Origin of the sequence: Vreelandella janggokensis, from assembly GCF_031451615.1 — a bacterium.
GTDB lineage: Bacteria > Pseudomonadota > Gammaproteobacteria > Pseudomonadales > Halomonadaceae > Vreelandella > Vreelandella janggokensis.
Genome location: NZ_JARWAJ010000003.1, coordinates 117,044 through 133,618, shown reverse-complemented (window position 1 = coordinate 133,618; position 16,575 = coordinate 117,044). Strand labels below are relative to the sequence as shown.

16 protein-coding genes are annotated in these 16,575 nt (G+C 59.6%); 4 read left to right on the top strand and 12 right to left on the bottom strand.

Annotation, left to right across the window (positions count from 1 at the left end):
- Positions 1-71: 71 nt before the first annotated feature.
- Positions 72-1,931 carry an Lnb N-terminal periplasmic domain-containing protein gene (locus QC816_RS10210; protein WP_309781983.1) on the bottom strand — a complete coding sequence of 620 codons (1,860 nt, stop codon included), beginning with the start codon at positions 1,929-1,931 and terminating at the stop codon, positions 72-74.
- A 60-nt stretch (positions 1,932-1,991) separates the two neighbouring features.
- Positions 1,992-2,495: a DUF3015 family protein gene (locus tag QC816_RS10205; protein ID WP_309781981.1), complete on the bottom strand. Its 504-nt coding sequence runs from the start codon at positions 2,493-2,495 to the stop codon at positions 1,992-1,994.
- A 315-nt stretch (positions 2,496-2,810) separates the two neighbouring features.
- Between QC816_RS10205 and QC816_RS10200 the strand changes: the two genes are divergently transcribed.
- The gene (locus tag QC816_RS10200; protein WP_309781979.1) at positions 2,811-4,415 is read left to right on the top strand and encodes a PQQ-dependent sugar dehydrogenase; all 1,605 of its coding nucleotides are present in this window, start codon (positions 2,811-2,813) and stop codon (positions 4,413-4,415) included.
- Between the two features lie 99 nt (positions 4,416-4,514).
- On the opposite strand, the gene QC816_RS10195 is transcribed toward QC816_RS10200, so the two are convergent.
- From QC816_RS10195 to QC816_RS10165, 7 genes are all read right to left on the bottom strand, one after another.
- A complete protein-coding gene (locus QC816_RS10195) occupies positions 4,515-5,321 on the bottom strand; it encodes a phosphoenolpyruvate hydrolase family protein (RefSeq protein WP_309781976.1) in 807 nt (268 codons plus the stop codon).
- Between the two features lie 32 nt (positions 5,322-5,353).
- Entirely contained in the window at positions 5,354-6,565 is a 1,212-nt protein-coding gene (locus tag QC816_RS10190; protein WP_309781975.1) for a Tm-1-like ATP-binding domain-containing protein, read from the bottom strand.
- A gap of 10 nt (positions 6,566-6,575) precedes the next feature.
- Entirely contained in the window at positions 6,576-7,010 is a 435-nt protein-coding gene (locus QC816_RS10185) for an SRPBCC family protein (protein ID WP_309781974.1), read from the bottom strand.
- A gap of 67 nt (positions 7,011-7,077) precedes the next feature.
- The gene (locus tag QC816_RS10180) at positions 7,078-7,905 is read right to left on the bottom strand and encodes a phosphoenolpyruvate hydrolase family protein (RefSeq protein WP_309781973.1); all 828 of its coding nucleotides are present in this window, start codon (positions 7,903-7,905) and stop codon (positions 7,078-7,080) included.
- A gap of 10 nt (positions 7,906-7,915) precedes the next feature.
- Positions 7,916-8,923, bottom strand: a complete 1,008-nt coding sequence (locus QC816_RS10175) for a branched-chain amino acid ABC transporter permease (protein WP_309781972.1) — start codon at positions 8,921-8,923, stop codon at positions 7,916-7,918.
- A gap of 2 nt (positions 8,924-8,925) precedes the next feature.
- Positions 8,926-9,813 (bottom strand): branched-chain amino acid ABC transporter permease, encoded by an 888-nt coding sequence (locus QC816_RS10170; RefSeq protein WP_422823739.1) that lies wholly within the window; start codon positions 9,811-9,813, stop codon positions 8,926-8,928.
- A gap of 81 nt (positions 9,814-9,894) precedes the next feature.
- Complete coding sequence (locus QC816_RS10165) at positions 9,895-11,127, bottom strand: ABC transporter substrate-binding protein (protein WP_309781971.1); 1,233 nt, start codon at positions 11,125-11,127, stop codon at positions 9,895-9,897.
- 107 nt (positions 11,128-11,234) lie between these two features.
- Here QC816_RS10165 and QC816_RS10160 point away from each other — a divergent pair, with 107 nt between their 5' ends.
- Positions 11,235-12,080, top strand: coding sequence for a helix-turn-helix transcriptional regulator (locus QC816_RS10160; protein WP_309781969.1), 846 nt, complete (start codon positions 11,235-11,237; stop codon positions 12,078-12,080).
- A 3-nt stretch (positions 12,081-12,083) separates the two neighbouring features.
- Here the strand turns inward: QC816_RS10160 and QC816_RS10155 are convergent, their stop codons facing one another.
- Together QC816_RS10155 and QC816_RS10150 are read right to left on the bottom strand one after the other, a co-directional pair.
- A complete protein-coding gene (locus QC816_RS10155; protein WP_309781966.1) occupies positions 12,084-12,812 on the bottom strand; it encodes an ABC transporter ATP-binding protein in 729 nt (242 codons plus the stop codon).
- On the bottom strand, positions 12,805-13,560 hold the full coding sequence (locus tag QC816_RS10150) for an ABC transporter ATP-binding protein (RefSeq protein ID WP_309781964.1): 756 nt from the start codon (positions 13,558-13,560) through the stop codon (positions 12,805-12,807). Before QC816_RS10150 ends, QC816_RS10155 begins: the two co-directional genes overlap by 8 nt.
- A gap of 325 nt (positions 13,561-13,885) precedes the next feature.
- On the opposite strand from QC816_RS10150, the gene QC816_RS10145 reads away from it, so the two are divergent.
- Complete coding sequence (locus QC816_RS10145; RefSeq protein ID WP_309781963.1) at positions 13,886-14,512, top strand: SDR family oxidoreductase; 627 nt, start codon at positions 13,886-13,888, stop codon at positions 14,510-14,512.
- Between the two features lie 25 nt (positions 14,513-14,537).
- Here QC816_RS10145 and QC816_RS10140 read toward each other — a convergent pair whose 3' ends face one another.
- On the bottom strand, positions 14,538-15,521 hold the full coding sequence (locus QC816_RS10140) for an aldo/keto reductase (protein ID WP_264827817.1): 984 nt from the start codon (positions 15,519-15,521) through the stop codon (positions 14,538-14,540).
- A gap of 62 nt (positions 15,522-15,583) precedes the next feature.
- Here QC816_RS10140 and QC816_RS10135 point away from each other — a divergent pair, with 62 nt between their 5' ends.
- Entirely contained in the window at positions 15,584-16,525 is a 942-nt protein-coding gene (locus QC816_RS10135) for a LysR family transcriptional regulator (protein ID WP_309781960.1), read from the top strand.
- The last annotated feature ends 50 nt before the right edge of the window (positions 16,526-16,575 follow it).

Sequence of the window (16,575 nt, the reverse complement as noted above, 5' to 3'; positions counted from 1 at the left end):
AAACGGCGAGTCTCATCGGAATACGCGTAATGATGATGGCGCTGCATCATTGGGTTGGTGCGAATCGTTCGCTAGAAGTAACGGGAAAACCCAAGGCTCGCCTCGGTAGCCGATTGGTCTCGCTGCAGTTCAAACCGGATATCCCACGCGGTGGATAGCGCCACCCGATGTTGTAGTTGCCACTCCGTCCGCTGGCGGTCGTCGTAACCAACGTTTCGCCGATGGGTCAGCTGCAAGTGGGTGCGCTGGCGTGGCGACCAGCTACTGACCACGCCCGCTTTGATCATGGGTACCGCTACCCCTTCGTAATGCCGTTGGGTGCGCAACTGGGCACCTGCCAGGACGTACGGCAGGTGAGAACCTAGCGACCATGACTTACCTCCCAGCACATTGGCCACGCCATCGAAGCAGCGTCGGCAGCTTAAGCGATTCCGCTGGATCCCCGCCGATATCTGCCAGGCGGTTTGTGGCAGGGTAGGCAATGTAATAGCGTTGGTGTGCAGGTTGGTAATGTTAAAAAGGTCGAAACGCTGTAATGATACCCCTTGTTCGTCGGCGTTGATTTCGACGTTGGCAATTTCAACCGCCGAATTGGGCATGCGCGCCCGATTGGTATCCAGTAGATCGTACTGAAGTGGTCGAAATCTAAGGCGAAACGCATTGCCCGAGTGGCTGTTATGGACACCGCTGACATTCACCAAGGCAGGTGGCGCTACTTCATGTATGGCAGGTGGTTTGGGGTGGTTCGTCTGCGTATCCCCTTGGGGGAGGCGCAATCGCGCCTGCAGCAGTTGTCGCTCGATTTCCGGTAGCTGCTCGGTATCGCCGGTTTGGCGGAGAAAAGAAGCGTGGCTGAGCAGCGTATCCAGAACGTCGCTTCGTTGAGCAGCAGGCAGCTGGGTAAATTCGGCCGCCAGCATCTGCAGGTTATCTTCCTCGGGCCATACGGCGTTCGCCGCCTCTTGTTGACGCGCGCTTAGTGCCGTGAACTGGCGTTGGGTCGTGAGCCGTCGCGATGGGATGTGGCGCGTGTCGGCGAGCAAAGGCTGGCCGTGATGTTCTGCGCGACTCAAGGTTCTTAACAGGTCTTCAGGGGCCACCCATGGAGAAATACCCGGCGTCAGGTCCTCATCGATAACCAGCTCAAGTGTGCGGGCAATGCGTGACGCGCAGTTCTGGGATAAAAACAGATACTCGTAATCTTGACCTACAATTTCAAAAAGGTGCGCTGTTAAAAGCGACGCTTCCTGATCCGTCAGGCGTAACTGGTAATGCCATAAATCACGCATTTCCCGTTCGGAATAAAGCGTGGCATTGCGATAGAAGGACGCATTGGAAAATGTCGCGTTGTAGCCGCCAAAAAGGCCCTTGGCCATGTAGGTCAGCATGCCGTCATCGCTTGGCACATCCGCGCCGAAGTTCAGGCTGGTATCCAGCAGGTGTTGTGGATTCGACGACGCGCCAACGCTCTGTCCGGAAGCCGAGTGAAGCATGATGTGACCAAAAAACGAGGCGGGATTGCCGAGATAGCCCGTCGCAAACATCAGGCCCAGACCGGCGCCCTGATGCGTTGATTGCCATTCGTTGAATTCAGGGCAGTCAGCACCTGGCCACTGCTCACCTGTTTTTTCTGAGAGCCACATGGCCCGCGCAGGAAATTGGCAGCGGGCATGTTTCCCCGGTGCGCGGGAAGGCGAGCGCAAGGCGGCAAGCGTTGCTTCCAGTTCGGCACGAGGATCGTAGCGGCCATTTTCAGCTAGGAAAAAGGCGTCATCGATCACGGCGCTGCGCGGCGGAGAAAAAGGCGTCTGGCGGTCAAAATGCAGTAGCGAGCGCCATTGGGGGTGTTGCGAAAGGGTCGTTTCTTCTGCGTGTAACAGGGTGCTAGACAGTGAGCATAGCAACAGGGTCGTCAGCCAAAGCCGCCGCATGCGCGAAGTATCCTTTAGGGAAGCGGAGTGGGCTGGCAGAAAGCCAGCCCACATGAGGCATTAGCTGGCTGAACAGTTCGCAGCCGCTTGATTCAGGCTGTTGTAGAAACGGTAAGCCTTGTCTTCATGGCTCATGGAAGAGTAGCTGGCGTCAGCGCTGACGGTGCTCAGGTCGTTTCGCAGCTGGGAAACGCTTGCTGAGTTGCTGGCATCACAGCCCACGAGTCCGAGGGCAGCCGTCAGGTGCTCGCCTTCGCCCATGGCCGCTTCCATGGCCAACTGGTCGTAGGTTTCATCGATAAACTGAGCCACCTTGACTTCTTCGCTTTCGCAGGTCTCGGGAGAGATTGTGGCTGACGTGACGGCGGTGGTGCCCGAGTCCCAAATCACATTCGAGATGGCAGCCGCTGTGGTGTTGTCGTCAAAAATAGCGGCGCCGATACCGCAATGTTGCCACGGATTGATATCACCCTGATGATCGTTGGCGAAAGTGGTGGTGCTCAAGGTAAGTACGGCGGTAGCGCCTAACAGTGCAACAGCCGCTGTCATAGAACGTTTCAGCATGGTATTCCCTAATGATTTATTTTGTCGGTTGGAGTTTTTATATCGAGAGGTCCGACAAGCCTCAAGATTCGTCAATACGCTAGAGGTGAGCTATGTATAAAGTCTTCTTAATGTTACCAGTTTTGTCATGCTTTTTTTGTAAGCCAAAACCTACAGCCATGTAAGATATGGCTTACATGACACTTCGCGTGCACGTCATGCGATGTTCTGAAATGGCACCGTCAAGTCAAGAAAAGCCATTTGAATAAAACAGCTTGTCAACGCAATACTGAAGCGACTACTCCCATGCGAATTGCCGACCACAAGAGACTTCCAATGACCCACCAACTCCGCTGGGCACTGACCGGAATCTATTTTGTAATCGCCCTGCTGGTAGGCGTGGTCCTGGGTAGCGTGGTGCAAACCCAGCTCAACCTGGCAGCGATACAGTCGATGGGCGTGGCAATACCGCCAGCCGTAAGAATCAACACCACATGGCAGGATCTGCTCAGTTTTGCGCCGCTTTACGCACTGTTGTTTGGCGTGGGTCTCGTTGCTTCCCAGTCCTTGGCCTTGCTGCTGTCCCGTCAACTGGGCGGTCGGTATTCAATACCGCTGTGTGGGGTCGCCGGGATTGTCGGGCTCTGGGCCACGTTGTGGCTGGTTAATACCCTGGCCCCACCGCCCACCTTGATTGCCGCAACGCGTGGTGCTGGCGGGCTTGTTGCCATGCTGGCGACCGCGGGAGTGGCCGGTACCGTGTTCGCGGGGCTGCGTCGACGTGTCCAAGATGCCAATCGCCCGCGCGGTTTTTCCGGTTTCGCGGTGTTGGTCGCTGTCGGTGGTTTGGCCACGGTATTGCCTGGGATTAGCCAACCGGCCCAGGCGAAGGCCGACCTGCCGTATCATATTGAAACGCTTGCCGACGATTTAGCGCACCCTTGGTCGCTGGCCTTTCTGCCCGACGGGCGGATGCTGGTCACCGAGCGCCCGGGCCGACTCCGGCTGCTGAGCAATGAAGGGGAAACACTGGTGGAATCGCTGGGCGGCGTGCCGGAGGTATTTGCCGCTGGGCAAGCAGGGCTGTTTGATGTGGCGCTTTCACCGCAGTTTGAAGACGACCGGCAGGTGTATCTCAGCTACGCCTGCGGCACTGCACAGGCCAACCACACCTGTCTGGCCCGGGCCACACTGGCAGAGAACAGCCTGGAAAACGTCAGCGAGATATTTCGTGCTCAACCCGCCAAGCAGGGCGCTGCCCACTTCGGCGGGCGCATCGCCTGGCTACCGGATGGCACCCTGATACTGACCCTGGGCGATGGCTTTGATTACCGCGAGGAGGCACAGAATCTGGGCAATCATATCGGCAGCCTTGTGCGGCTAAACCCGGATGGCAGCGTGCCCCAGGACAACCCCTTTGTGTACTACGGTGAGGCTCGCCCGGAAATCTACAGTCTTGGGCACCGCAACGTACAAGGGTTGGTGTTCGACAACCAACAACAGCGGCTTATCGCCCACGAACACGGCCCGCGGGGCGGTGACGAGATCAATATCATCGAAGCAGGTGCTAACTACGGCTGGCCAATCGCCACGGGTGGGCTGGATTACACCGGCGCACGGGTGACGCCGTTCGAAGACTACCCAGGTACCGAACCACCGACGCTTGAATGGACGCCCTCGATTGCACCTTCCGGCATGGCGCTCTACAGCGGTGAGCTGTTTCCTGAATGGCAGGGCGACTTGCTGGTCGGCGCACTGGTCAATAAAGAAGTGCGCCGCGTCCGATTATCTGATGACGGCTCAAGTGCCAAAGACGTAGAAGGGCTGTTCGGCGAGCTGGAAGAGCGCATTCGCGATGTGCGCCAAGGGCCGGAAGGCGCGATCTACCTGCTCACCGACAGCCCGCAGGGCAGGTTGCTGCGGGTGATGCCTCAAACCTAGACAGAGAGGCTAAAGTAACGGGCCCCTCCCGTTTGCTCGGAGGTAGCAGGGGCATTACCAGCCGACCGTGGCGGTTATTGTGGTTACAGCACATGGCGATCAGCCCCGGCGAACGTTCTTGAAGGCTTTGGTCTGTTCGGTCAGGGCGCGCTCGGTGGGCAGTCGTTCCATGCTCGAGGCACCGTAGAAACCGTGACACTCCGGGCAGTGCGCCAGGACGTACTCGGCATCCTGGGGGTCGGCAATCGGGCCGCCATGGCACAGCACGAGAATATCGTCACGCATGGCTCTGGCCGCTGCTGCCCATTCGTTGATGGCCTCCACGCAGTCGTCGAGGCTCATTGCGGTTTCGGCGCCGATGCTGCCCCCGGTGGTCAGGCCCATATGGCAGACGATGATGTCGGCGCCGGCTTCGGTCATGGCCCGGGCATCCTCGGCGTTGAACACATAGGGAGTGGTCAGCAACCCCACCTCACGCGCCTGGCGGATCATTTCCACCTCCAGGGCATAGCTCATGCCGGTCTCTTCCAGGTTGGCGCGAAAGTTGCCGTCAATCAGGCCCACGGTGGGGAAGTTCTGTACCCCGGCAAAGCCCATTGCCTTGAGCTCGGTCAGAAACGGCTCCATGAAGACGAACGGATCGGTACCACAGACGCCCGCCAGTACGGGCGTTTTCTGAGCGACCGGCAGCACCTCCCGCGCCATTTCCTTGACGATCTCATTGGCATTGCCGTAAGGCATGATACCGGCCAGCGAGCCGCGCCCCGCCATGCGATAACGTCCCGAGTTATAGATGACAATCAGGTCGATGCCTCCGGCTTCTTCACATTTGGCTGAAAGGCCGGTGCCTGCGCCGCCACCCACGATGGGTTCGCCCCGCGCCACCATGGCCTGAAAGTGGGTCATCAAGTCTTGTCTGTTCCAGTGGTTCAATGTGCCTACCTCGTTTCTATATGCATGATATCCCGGAAGTGCTCGACCAGGGCGGCGGCGAACTCGGGGTCGTTGATATTGAAGGGGGAGCGGATCAGTTGCCGCTCGGAGGTCTGCTTGACCGTTTGTTCGAGCGCCTCGAACAGGGCGGCGTCGGCGTCAGGGTCGTAAAAGCACTGACCCGGCACATCCAGCGCCGAAACGCCGCCTTCGGGCAGCAGGAAGCGCACTGGCCCGCGGCTTTGATTGAGCTTCTCGCCGATCCAGCGCCCCATGCGGGCATTTTCCTCAGCGGTGGTACGCATCAGGGTGATCTGCGGATTATGTTCATAGAGAAGGCGCTGGCGATAACGCTCGGGGACAGACTCGCGTCCAGCGAAGTTGACCATGTCCAATGCCCCGCAAGAACCGACGTAGGGCAGTGCCGACTGGGCAAGAATATCCAGACGCTGCTCACCGGCACTGAACACGCCGCCCATGAACAGATCGCATATTTCGGTCGTGGTGACGTCCAGGAGACCGGTGATCATGCCGCTGTTGGCGAGCTTCTCCAGTGAGCGTCCCCCGGTCCCGGTAGCGTGGAACACCAGGCAGTCATAGTCAGCCTCGAGGGCGGCGCTGAGCTGGTTGACGCACTCGGTGGTGACGCCAAACATGCTTAGGCCAATGGCCGGCTTGTCGTTGGCAACCTCGGGGACTTGATGCAGCAGCATCCCGGCCAGGGCGTGGGCGGCATTGCCGAGCACCCGCCGCGAAATACGGTTAAGGCCGGCCACGTCGGTGACTGAGTAGAGCATGGCGATGTCGCTGGGACCGACGTAAGGAGCGACATTGCCGGAGGCGATGGTCGAGACCAGCAGCTTGGGCACGCCGATGTCCAGCTCACGCAGCGCTGGTGCAATCAGGGCAGTACCGCCAGAGCCACCGATCCCCAGCACTCCGCCAAGGTTTTGGCGTCGCGGCAGCCAGTGGCGCAGTGCCTCGGCCATGCCCGCCACCGCGCGGCCACGGTCATCGACAAACACTGCGGCAGCGCCTTCGGGATGGCAAGCGGCGACCTCGGCGGCATGTACGTCGGCGGCCCCCTGGTCGTCACCCTGGGTCCCGACGTCGACGATACAGCTCGAGACACCAGCGTCGGCCAGCCGCTCGCGTAGGTAACTCAGTTCGGCAGCCTTGGTGTCGCAAGTGCCGATCAGGTAGGCAATGGGTTGCATGAGTGACTCCTTAGCGACCGACCTCAGCTGCGCCTTCGAAGGCCAGCCGGAAGGTATCACCGACACGCTGAACCACGTCATCGTGGTTGGCGTCATCGACCTCGAACTCTGCCCACCACTCGCCGAAGCATTGGCCGCTGGTGGTGATCGGCTTCAAGCGCATTTCCGAGACATAGCCGCGCACCGGCAACGCCGGGGCGTCGAGGATGCGGTAGCAACACAGGTGCTCGCGATCAGAGAGGGAGAGCAACTCCTCGCGGATCGCGTTGCCGTCGTGGTCGTGGAAGTGGCGCACGCAGCCCACCTGGTCGGCGGGCTTGCCGTCTTCGATGTAACTCTTGGCGAAGAAGGGGTGGTAGTTGGGCAAACCGTTGAAATCGCGCAGCACGCGCCAGGCTTGCTCCAGGCTGATCGGCATTACGGCGCTGACGTATACTCTTGTCATTGTTATCTCCTGCGAGTGACGGTGTTAATGAGGTAGCCGTCATGGGCTAGTCGTTATCAGGTAGTCGTCATGAGATGGCCTTGAACTGGCGGATCTGGTCGGTGAGGGCGATTTCGGTGGGCAGGCGCTCCATGCTCGAGGCACCGTAAAAACCGTTGCAGTGTTGGCTTTTGCGCATCACGTAGGCCGCATCCTCGGGGGTGGCAATGGGCCCGCCGTGACACAGTACCAGCACGTCCTCGCGCACCGCGCGGGCCGCCGCTGCCCATTCGTCGATCAGTTGCACCGACTCGTCCAGGGACTTGCCCGAGGTGGCGCCAATGGTGCCGCCCACGGTGACGCCCATGTGCGCCACGATGATATCGGCACCCACTTCGGTCATTGCCACCGCCTCCTCAGCAGAGAACACATAGGGCGTGGTCAGCATGTCCATTTCATGAGCCAGGCGGATCATCTCTACCTCGTCGGCGTAGGTAATCCCGGTCTCTTCCAGGCTGATGCGGAAGGTACCGTCGATCAGCCCCACGGTGGGAAAGTTCTGCACGCCAGAGAAGCCCAGGTCCTTTAGCTCACGCAGCAGCTTGGGCATGATCACGAAAGGATCGGTGCCGTTGACCCCTGCCAGCACCGGCGTGTGCTTGACCACGGGTAATACCTCCAGGGCCATTTCCTGGACGATCTGGTTGGCATTGCCATAGGCCAGCAGGCCTGCCGATGAGGCACGGCCCGCCATGCGGTAGCGACCGGAGTTGTAGATCACGATCAGGTCGATACCACCGGCCTCTTCACATTTGGCCGATATGCCGGTACCTGCACCGCCGCCGATAATCGGCTGGCCTTTTGCCACCATCTCGCGGAAGTGAGCCATGAGGTTGGATCTATCGAGTTGAGCCATGCTGGCCTCCTTATTCTTTTAGGGTTGCGTGTTGTTCAGTCGTTGGATTGGTACGGGCGGCAGTGCTGGAAGATGGGGGCGGCGACTTTCGCTGTATCAGCAAGGCGAGTTGCCCCACCACCCCCTGGCGGAACAGCAGTACACAGGCCATGAATACCAGGCCAATGATCACCGTAACCCAGGCACCGAATGGGTCCAGGAAGTGATTGAGTGACGACACGATGGCAGCCCCCACCGCGGGGCCGAACACCGTATTCATGCCGCCCAGCAGGGTCATCAGGATGACGTCGCCGGAGGTATGCCAGTGCACGTCGTAAAGCGCGGCGAGTTGGAAGATGATGGCCTTCAGTGCACCGGCGATGCCCGAAAGCCCCGCCGAAAGGCTGAAGACCAGCACCTTGTAGCGCGCCACTGGGTAACCCATCGAGATAGCGCGCGGCTCGTGTTCACGAATAGCCCGCATGACGTTGCCGAAGGGCGAATTGACGGTCCGCCAGACCAGCCACAGTCCCGCACCGACAATGCCCAGCACCACATAGTAGAGGGTGGTGTCGTTATTGAGGTCGAAGATGCCCAGGAAGGTGCCGCGTGGAATTCGCTGCAGGCCATCTTCGGCGCCGGTGAAAGGGGCCTGGAGAAAAAAGAAGTACACCAGTTGCGACATCGCGAGGGTGATCATCGCCAGGTAAATGCCGCTGCGACGGATCGCCAGGGCACCAATGACCGCGCCGAGCAGTGCCGCCGCCAGGCCGCCCGCCAGAATGCCGAGCTCGGTGGGTACACCGTAAACCTTGACCAAGTGGCCGGTCACATAGGCGCCACTACCAAAGAAGGCCGCATGGCCGAAGGAGAGAATGCCGGTATGACCCAGCAGCAGGTTGAAGGCACAGGCGAACAGCACGAAGCACAGTGTCTTCATTACGAACACCGAGTACACCCACTGGGGGAAGAACGGCACCGCCAGCAGCGCCAACAGCACGACGATCAAAAGCGGCCAGGCCAGAGAGCGAAGGTTCATGGCTAGCCCTCCTCTCGGCCGAAAAGGCCAGCCGGGCGCAGCAACAGCACCAGGACCATGACCAGAAACACGATGGTCGAGGAGAACTCGGAGTAGAATACCCGGGTAAAGCCTTCCACCACCCCAAGCCCCAGGCCGGTCACGATGGCCCCCATGATAGAGCCCAGCCCCCCGATGACCACCACCGCAAAAATGATGATCACCAGGCTCGAGCCCATTGCCGGATTGACGTGAAAGATCGGCGCGGCGAGTACGCCTGCGAAAGCCGCGAGCCCGACGCCGACGCCATAGGTCAGGGTCACCAGCCGCGGCACGTTAATACCGAAGGCCTGGGTCAGCTCGGCGCGCTCGGTGGCGGCGCGCAGGCTCGCGCCCAGAGAGGTGCGTTCAATCACAAACCAGGTCACCAGACAGACCACCATGGCCGCGAAGATGACGAAGCCGCGATAGATCGGCAGGTACATGAAGCCCAGGTTGACCGTGCCGCGCAGCAATTCCGGGGTAGCGAAGGGCTGGCCCGAGGAGCCAAAGGCAACGCGAAAACCGCCTTCCAGGACCAGTACCAGGCTGAACGTCAGCAACAGCCCGTAGATCGGGTCGAGGCCATACAGCCGACGTAGAAACAGCCATTCGAACAGCATGCCGAACAGCGCCACTGCTAACGGGGCCACCAGCAAGGTGGTCCAGTAGTTGGCGCCAAGGTGCTGCGCCAACAGAAAGGCGGCGAAGGCCCCCAGCATGAAGAAGGCACCGTGGGCAAAATTGACGATCTTGAGCACACCGAAGATGATCGCCAGGCCAAGGCTCATGACGGCATAAAAAGAACCGTTGACGATTCCCAGCATGAGCTGTCCCATCAGTGCCTGAATAGGTACACCTAAGATATCCATAATTGACCACTCAAAAGAAAACGAAGGGGTTAGCCCAGGATCACCACCACTGCCCGGGCCATCCCCGGGCAGTGTCAGTAATCACTCGTCGTTATCAAGCAGGTGGCAGGTGCTTTCTTCCAGCGGCTGGAATGCCTCTTCACCAGGGATGGTAGTGACCCGTCTCAGGTAGTCATAGTCGTATTCCGATTCCTCGGGCGATTTGACTTCCCAAAGGTACTGGTCGTGCACCATGCGGCCATTAGGGCGGATATAACCGTCCTTGGCGAAGAAGTCATTGATCTTGAGCTCGCGCATCTTCTCGGAAACGGCGTCAGGATCATCGGTACCGGCGGCTTCCACAGAGTTGAGATAATGCATGGTGGAGGAGTAGTTGCCGGCCTGGGCCATGTTGGGCATGCGACCGGTGCGCTCGTAGAAGCGCTCGGAAAACTCACGCGTTTCCTCGTTGGCATCCCAGTAGAAGGCGTTGGTGAGCATCAGGCCCTGGGCGGTTTCCAGGCCGAGGCTTTCGATGTCGTCGTACCACAGCAGCAGAGCAGCGGGGCTCTGGTCAGGTGTGACACCAAACTCGGCCAGGGCATTGATGGCATTAATGGCATCGGCGCCGGTGGAGGCAATGCCGATGATCTCGGCGCCCGAGGCCTGGGCCTGAAGGGCGTAGGAGGAGAAGTCAGTCGTATCCAGTGGGTGGCGGGCCGCCCCCACGACTTGCCCCCCGGCTTCGCGCACGACCTCGGAAACCTGTTCTTCAAGACCGATGCCGAAGGCGAAATCGACAGTCAGGAAGAACCAGGTATCGCCGCCATTCTCGACGATGGATTTACCGGTGCCATGGGCCAGCGAGTGAGCATCGTAGGTGTAGTGGGTGACATAGGGCGAGCAGTACTCGTTGGTCAGCCCGATATTGGAAGACGAGTTGACAATGGCATGGCGCTGGCGCTCTTCAGCGACCGCTGCCACGGCCAGGGCAACCCCGGAGTTGGCGAGGTCGTTGATCATGTCGACCCCTTCATTGTCGTACCATTCGCGGGCGCGGCTGGCACCGGTGTCGGCGCGGTTGCGGTGATCGCCGTAGGTGACTTCAATCGGCACGCCGCCGACCTCGCCACCGAAGTCTTCGACCGCCATGCGGACTGCCTCGACCGCGGCTTCACCGGAAAGGTCGGTATAGATACCTGACATATCGGTGAGCACGCCAATTCGCACTGCATCGTCGGAAAAACCGTTGCTCGCCATGGCACTGGTCGCGCTGCCCATAGCCAGCACGATGGACGACAGGGCAAAGGTTTTTAAAGGGGTCTTGGCTGACATGTTAATCTCCTATGCTCGTTCTGAGCTGTTGTTATAGTTGGCGTTGCAATGTCTTTTTCTGTTATGTCTTGCTGTTACCAGTAAGGTCTATAAAGAGTGATTGCGCCATGGCCTCAGAACACGACTGCCTATCTGAAACCCACATTGTGGGCGAAGACACCCAACAATGGATCGTCCGCGTGGACGACTGCCAGGCATTGCGCGAACGACATATTTCCCACGTGGGCGTGGGCGATGCCGCCGTTCCCTACCGCATCGTGCGCACGCGGCTAAGCGGCGCCTATATTCACGGCTCTCTGGGTGGGGAGGGGCGCATGCTGCTCGATGGCGGATGGTGCACCATGCGCCGCAACATGACGTCCTTTGCCCCGGCGCATGGCCTGCACGCCTTTCATGCCGTGCCTGGCAGTCGCTGGCAGTACTGTTGGGTGCGCTATCTGCCCAGTGCCCCACGCTCGGTGGTCGGCACCATCGCGCCGATCATGCAGCACTTCGACCCTGAGCCGATGAAGCACGCCATCCTCGGGCTCTATAGCGAGGTGTTTCATGGTCAGGGCGATGCCGCCAGCTGTGCCATGTGGGGGGATACCATCGAGCGTTATATCTCGCGATTCGCGGATCCCTGGCGTCGCGATACCCGCATCGTGGCGGTGTTCGACGCCGTGACCCCAACCCTGGAAAAGCCCTGGACCATCGAGGAGATGGCCGAGATTGCCCACGTCAGCAGCGAGCATCTGCGCCGAATCAGCCGCAAGGTATTTGGCCGCAGCCCCATGCAGCAGCTAACCCAGCTTCGCATGCAGCACGCTGCCCATCTGTTGGCCACCAGCAGCCTCCCGGTGGAAGAGATCGCGGTACGCGTCGGCTACCAGAGCCCGTTTGCTTTCTCCAAGACCTTCAAGCGCATGAAAGGTGTCTCGCCGTCGCACTTCCGCCATCACTCGCAGGAGTGACGCCTAGACACCCAGGCGGACCAGCAGGGCGTCGGTGTTCTCCTCGATGCTCTGGCGGTCATAGCGGGTGTCCACTTGGCCGTGGTCGATAAGGTAGTGTTGATCAGCCACCGACATCGCAAAGCGCAGGTTCTGCTCCACCAGCAGGATCGTATAGCCCTGCGCCTTGAGGTGGACAAGGGTGTCGCCGATCTGCTCGACGATCGCCGGAGCGAGCCCTTCGGTAGGCTCATCGAGCAGCAGCAATCGGGCGCCTGTGCGCAAAATACGGCCGATGGCTAGCATCTGCTGTTCCCCGCCAGACAACTTGGAGCCAGGGCTGTGGAGCCGTTCGCGCAGGTTGGGAAACAAGTCGAGAATCTGCTCGGTGGTGAGGCCGCTGTCATTGATACGCCGCGGCAGTTCCAGATTTTCACGCACGTTCAGGGTGGCATAGATGCCGCGGTCCTCAGGGCAGAAGGCAATCCCCTGACGGGCGATCTGGAAGGGGCGTCGGTTGATGGTCTCGACCCCCTGCAGGCAGATACTTCCCTGACGCTTGGGCACGGTTCCCATGATCGACTTCAGGATCGTGGATTTGCCCGCGCCGTTGCGCCCCAGCAGCGTGACGACCTGGCCTTCAGGCACCTCGAGATCGATACCGTGCAGCACATGGCTTTCGCCGTACCAGGCACGTAAGTCACGAATACTCAGCATCGGTGCTTGTTGTGTGTCAAACGCTGCCTCAGCCATGGGTGGCACCTCCGATGTAGGACTCGATCACGCGAGGGTCTTGCGACACCGTGTCGTAGTCGCCCTCCACCAATACCTCCCCACGGGCAAGGACGGTGATGCGGTCGCATAGCTTAGCCACGACCCCAAGGTTATGCTCCACCATCAACACGGTGCGCCCCTTGGCCACGCGGCGGATTAACTCAGCCGTCCGGCTGACATCTTCGGTGCCCATTCCCGCCAGGGGCTCGTCAAGCAGCATCACCTGTGGATCCAGAGCCAGCGTGGTGGCCAGTTCCAGGGCGCGTTTGCGACCGTAGGGAAGCTCCGCGGCGAGTGTGTCGACGGCATCGCTCAGCCCGACGTCGTCGAGTAGCGCTTCTGCCCGCTGGCGCTGGTGATCCAGGCGGCGACGGGAAGCCCAGAAATCGTAGGACTCACCGCGCTGGCGCTGCAGCGCCAACTTGACGTTTTCAAGCGTCGTCAGTTGGCCAAAGACCGCCGATATCTGAAACGATCGCACCAGCCCGAGGCGAGCGATCTGGTCAGGCTTGAGGGACGTGATATCGCGCCCCTTGAACAGAATGCGCCCACTGGTGGGGCGCAGAAACTTGGTCAGCAGATTGAAACAAGTGGTCTTGCCCGCACCATTGGCGCCAATCATGGCGTGAATGGTGCCTGGCATCACTTGCAGGGAAATGTCATTGACCGCCTTGAAGCCTTTGAAGCTTTTGGTCAAGCCGGTCGTCTCGATGATGGCCTCTGGCATCGCAGGCGTCTCCATTATTATCGTTATAGGCGCGTATTGGCTGTCGGGCTGTATCGCCCGACCCTTAAGTTATGGTGTATTTACGCACGAATTGCCATGACCGTAGCGCACGATAAGCTATCTGAAATCCACATCACTGACCTGAGATTGCTTGGCATGGCACCTGGCTGGTGTTACCGGTGATAGTGTGCCCAGCGCGGCGGTGGCCAGCGCGATTATTGATGGGACGGCACGCCTTACGCTGAGGCGGTTCGAAGGAGCAGGGGTTGAATGTCGTCTTTTTTGCCAGCACCTAACCTATATAGGCAACTCACAAGGAGACGTTATGACGGCGTTAGTGATTGGCGCGAACGGACAGATTGGCAAACAGTTCTGCGAGCTGGCCCAAAAAGCGGGCACGCCCATCAAGGCGATGATTCGCAGCGAAGAGCAGGTGCCATGGTTCAATGACAGAGGTATCGATACCGTCATTGCCGACCTGGAAGACGACTTTTCGCATGCCTTTGAAGGCTGTGACCAAGTGGTCTTCACCGCTGGTTCAGGACCGCACACCGGGCCGGACAAGACCCTGTTGATCGATCTTTACGGGGCCATTCGTGCTGCCGATATCGCCAAGCAGAAAGGTATTTCCCGCTACCTGATGATCAGCGCGATACGGGCCGAAAACCCCATGGAAGCGCCTGAGAAGTTGCGCCCCTACATGGCCGCAAAATTCGCCGCCGATGCCCATCTGCGCAACAGCGGCGTACCCTACGTGATTCTTAAACCCGGACGTTTGACGGATGACGCCGCCAGCCAGCAGTTCGCAAGCTCAATCGACGAGGCCGGCGACAATCAAATCTCCCGCGCCAATGTCGCGCATGCGTTGCACTACGCGCTGCAAAGCAGTGTTATCAACAAGGAGTTCGCGTTGCTGGACGGCAAGCGGTCGATCGACGAAATTATCAAGTAGACGTTCTCAATGAGCCACCAGCCGTTCAGGCGTTAACCCCCTTCATGCCTTCCGGCGTATAGCGCTCACCGGTTACCGGAAGGCGCTCGGTGGCCGCTTCAAGCCGTTGCTGCTCATCGGCGGTCAGGGTGATGGACGCGGCAGCCGCATTCTCTTCAAGGTAGCGCAGACGCTTGGTGCCGGGAATCGGCACAATGTTATCGCCTTTGGATAACAGCCAAGCCAGCGAAAGCTGCGCCGGGGTGCAGCCTTTATGGGTGGCCATTTCACCAATCACGTCGGCGATTCGGCGGTTGGCATGCATGGCCTGTTCAGAGAAGCGCGGCAGGTTAGGACGAAAATCACCTTCGCCGAAGTCGGCATTCGCCTGAAGTTTTCCCGTCAAAAAGCCACGGCCCAGCGGTGAGTAGGGCACAAAGCCGATGCCGAGTTCCTGGCAGGTGGGCAATACTGCTTGTTCAACGTCCCGCGTCCAGAGCGAATACTCGGTTTGCACGGCGGTGACGGGATGTACCGCATGGGCTCGACGAAGGGTCTCTGCGCTAACCTCGCAGAGGCCAATGTGGGCAATTTTTCCCTCTTTCACCAGTTGCGCCAAGCCCTCCATGGTCTCTTCAATTGGCGTGTCGGGGTTAACGCGGTGGACGTAGTAGAGATCGATCTGCTCGATACCCAGCCGCCGCAGTGATGCCTCGCAGGCTTGTTGGGCATAGTGGGCGCTGCTGTTCAGGCTACGTTGATATTCTCCAGGGTTGCGCACAATGCCAAACTTGGTGGCGATACGGACCTTAGGCTTTTGACTGGCGAGAAAGCGGCCAATCAACGCCTCGTTATGATGCGGCCCGTACATATCCGCCGTGTCGAAAAAGTCGATACCTAGTTCTACCGCCCGCGCTAATACCCGAAGCGACTCGCTGTCGTCCCGAGGGCCGTAAAACTCGCTCATCCCCATGCAGCCTAAGCCGATAGCGGAAACGGTTAGATCGCTGCCCAGCGTTCGTTGTTGCATGCTATGTCTCCAGAAGTGACGCGTTCTTGAGTGGCGCCGTAGCAGCGTGGCACTATCCGGTAATGAAAAAAATTAACGAATTCGATAAACAAATTTCTGATTATGAAAAACACATGCCGCGTGGTTGGGTATGGGACGACACACGCACCTTTCTGGCAGTGGCGCGCCACGGCACGCTGAGTGGTGCCGCCGCCGAGCTGAACCTGGGCATCGCCACGCTCTCCCGGCGTATCGAACGGCTGGAAAACGCTTTAAAGCTGCCACTGTTTGTACGCCATCAATCGGGCTATCAGCTTACCGAGGAGGGCGCGGGGCTAATCGAGAAAGCCGAAGCCTTGGAGGCAGCAGCGGCGGCGTTTACCAGCGGGGTTTCCAACACTGCGCAACTGAGCGGCAGAGTGCGTTTGGCGACCGCTGAAAACCTGGCCACGGCGCTGATTCTGCCCGCATTGCCACAATTTCATGCGCAGTACCCCAGCATCACGCTTGAGTTGGTGACCGATATCACCACCGTCAACCTGCACCGTCGCGACGCCGATTTAGCCCTTAGAATGGTCAAGCCCGAGCGGGGCAATGTCACCCTTCGACGCTTGGGTATGCTGGGGTTCGGACTTTACGCGAGCCCCGGCTATACAGCGCAGCGCAAGGCTCATGATGACGCGGGCGATTATGACACGGATGCCTTTATCACCTGGGGGGATACGCAAGCGCACTTGCCCGCTGCCCAGTGGGTTGAACGGATGCTACGAGGTCGCGAACCTGCATTGACCACGACGTCGCTTGCGACCCAGCTAGCGGCGGCCAAAGCGGGGCTGGGGATCGCGGTGCTGCCGCACTTTCTGGCGCTGGAGGCTGAGCTCGTCTGCCTCGAGTCCGATATCGGCGTGGATCAGCCCATTTACCTGGTCATCCAGACGGATCTTACCCAATCAGCCCGTATCCGGGCCGTGGCGGATTTTCTGGCGGAACGGGTAGCCAGTAACAGCGAGCGCTTGAGTGGGTGAGTAGAGGTAAAAAGGCGGCATAAAGCTGTCTCGGCATGCTTGTTGAGCAG

Coding starts and splice junctions, on each gene's coding strand:
- QC816_RS10210 (WP_309781983.1), bottom strand. CDS start 1,931: ATGCGGCGGCTTTGGCTGACGACCCTGTTGCTATGCTCACTGTCTAGC.
- QC816_RS10145 (WP_309781963.1), top strand. CDS start 13,886: ATGACGGCGTTAGTGATTGGCGCGAACGGACAGATTGGCAAACAGTTC.
- QC816_RS10155 (WP_309781966.1), bottom strand. CDS start 12,812: ATGGCTGAGGCAGCGTTTGACACACAACAAGCACCGATGCTGAGTATT.
- QC816_RS10135 (WP_309781960.1), top strand. CDS start 15,584: ATGAAAAAAATTAACGAATTCGATAAACAAATTTCTGATTATGAAAAA.
- QC816_RS10150 (WP_309781964.1), bottom strand. CDS start 13,560: ATGCCAGAGGCCATCATCGAGACGACCGGCTTGACCAAAAGCTTCAAA.
- QC816_RS10190 (WP_309781975.1), bottom strand. CDS start 6,565: ATGCAACCCATTGCCTACCTGATCGGCACTTGCGACACCAAGGCTGCC.
- QC816_RS10180 (WP_309781973.1), bottom strand. CDS start 7,905: ATGGCTCAACTCGATAGATCCAACCTCATGGCTCACTTCCGCGAGATG.
- QC816_RS10140 (WP_264827817.1), bottom strand. CDS start 15,521: ATGCAACAACGAACGCTGGGCAGCGATCTAACCGTTTCCGCTATCGGC.
- QC816_RS10165 (WP_309781971.1), bottom strand. CDS start 11,127: ATGTCAGCCAAGACCCCTTTAAAAACCTTTGCCCTGTCGTCCATCGTG.
- QC816_RS10160 (WP_309781969.1), top strand. CDS start 11,235: ATGGCCTCAGAACACGACTGCCTATCTGAAACCCACATTGTGGGCGAA.
- QC816_RS10185 (WP_309781974.1), bottom strand. CDS start 7,010: ATGACAAGAGTATACGTCAGCGCCGTAATGCCGATCAGCCTGGAGCAA.
- QC816_RS10195 (WP_309781976.1), bottom strand. CDS start 5,321: ATGACCCACTTTCAGGCCATGGTGGCGCGGGGCGAACCCATCGTGGGT.
- QC816_RS10170 (WP_422823739.1), bottom strand. CDS start 9,813: ATGGATATCTTAGGTGTACCTATTCAGGCACTGATGGGACAGCTCATG.
- QC816_RS10175 (WP_309781972.1), bottom strand. CDS start 8,923: ATGAACCTTCGCTCTCTGGCCTGGCCGCTTTTGATCGTCGTGCTGTTG.
- QC816_RS10200 (WP_309781979.1), top strand. CDS start 2,811: ATGACCCACCAACTCCGCTGGGCACTGACCGGAATCTATTTTGTAATC.
- QC816_RS10205 (WP_309781981.1), bottom strand. CDS start 2,495: ATGCTGAAACGTTCTATGACAGCGGCTGTTGCACTGTTAGGCGCTACC.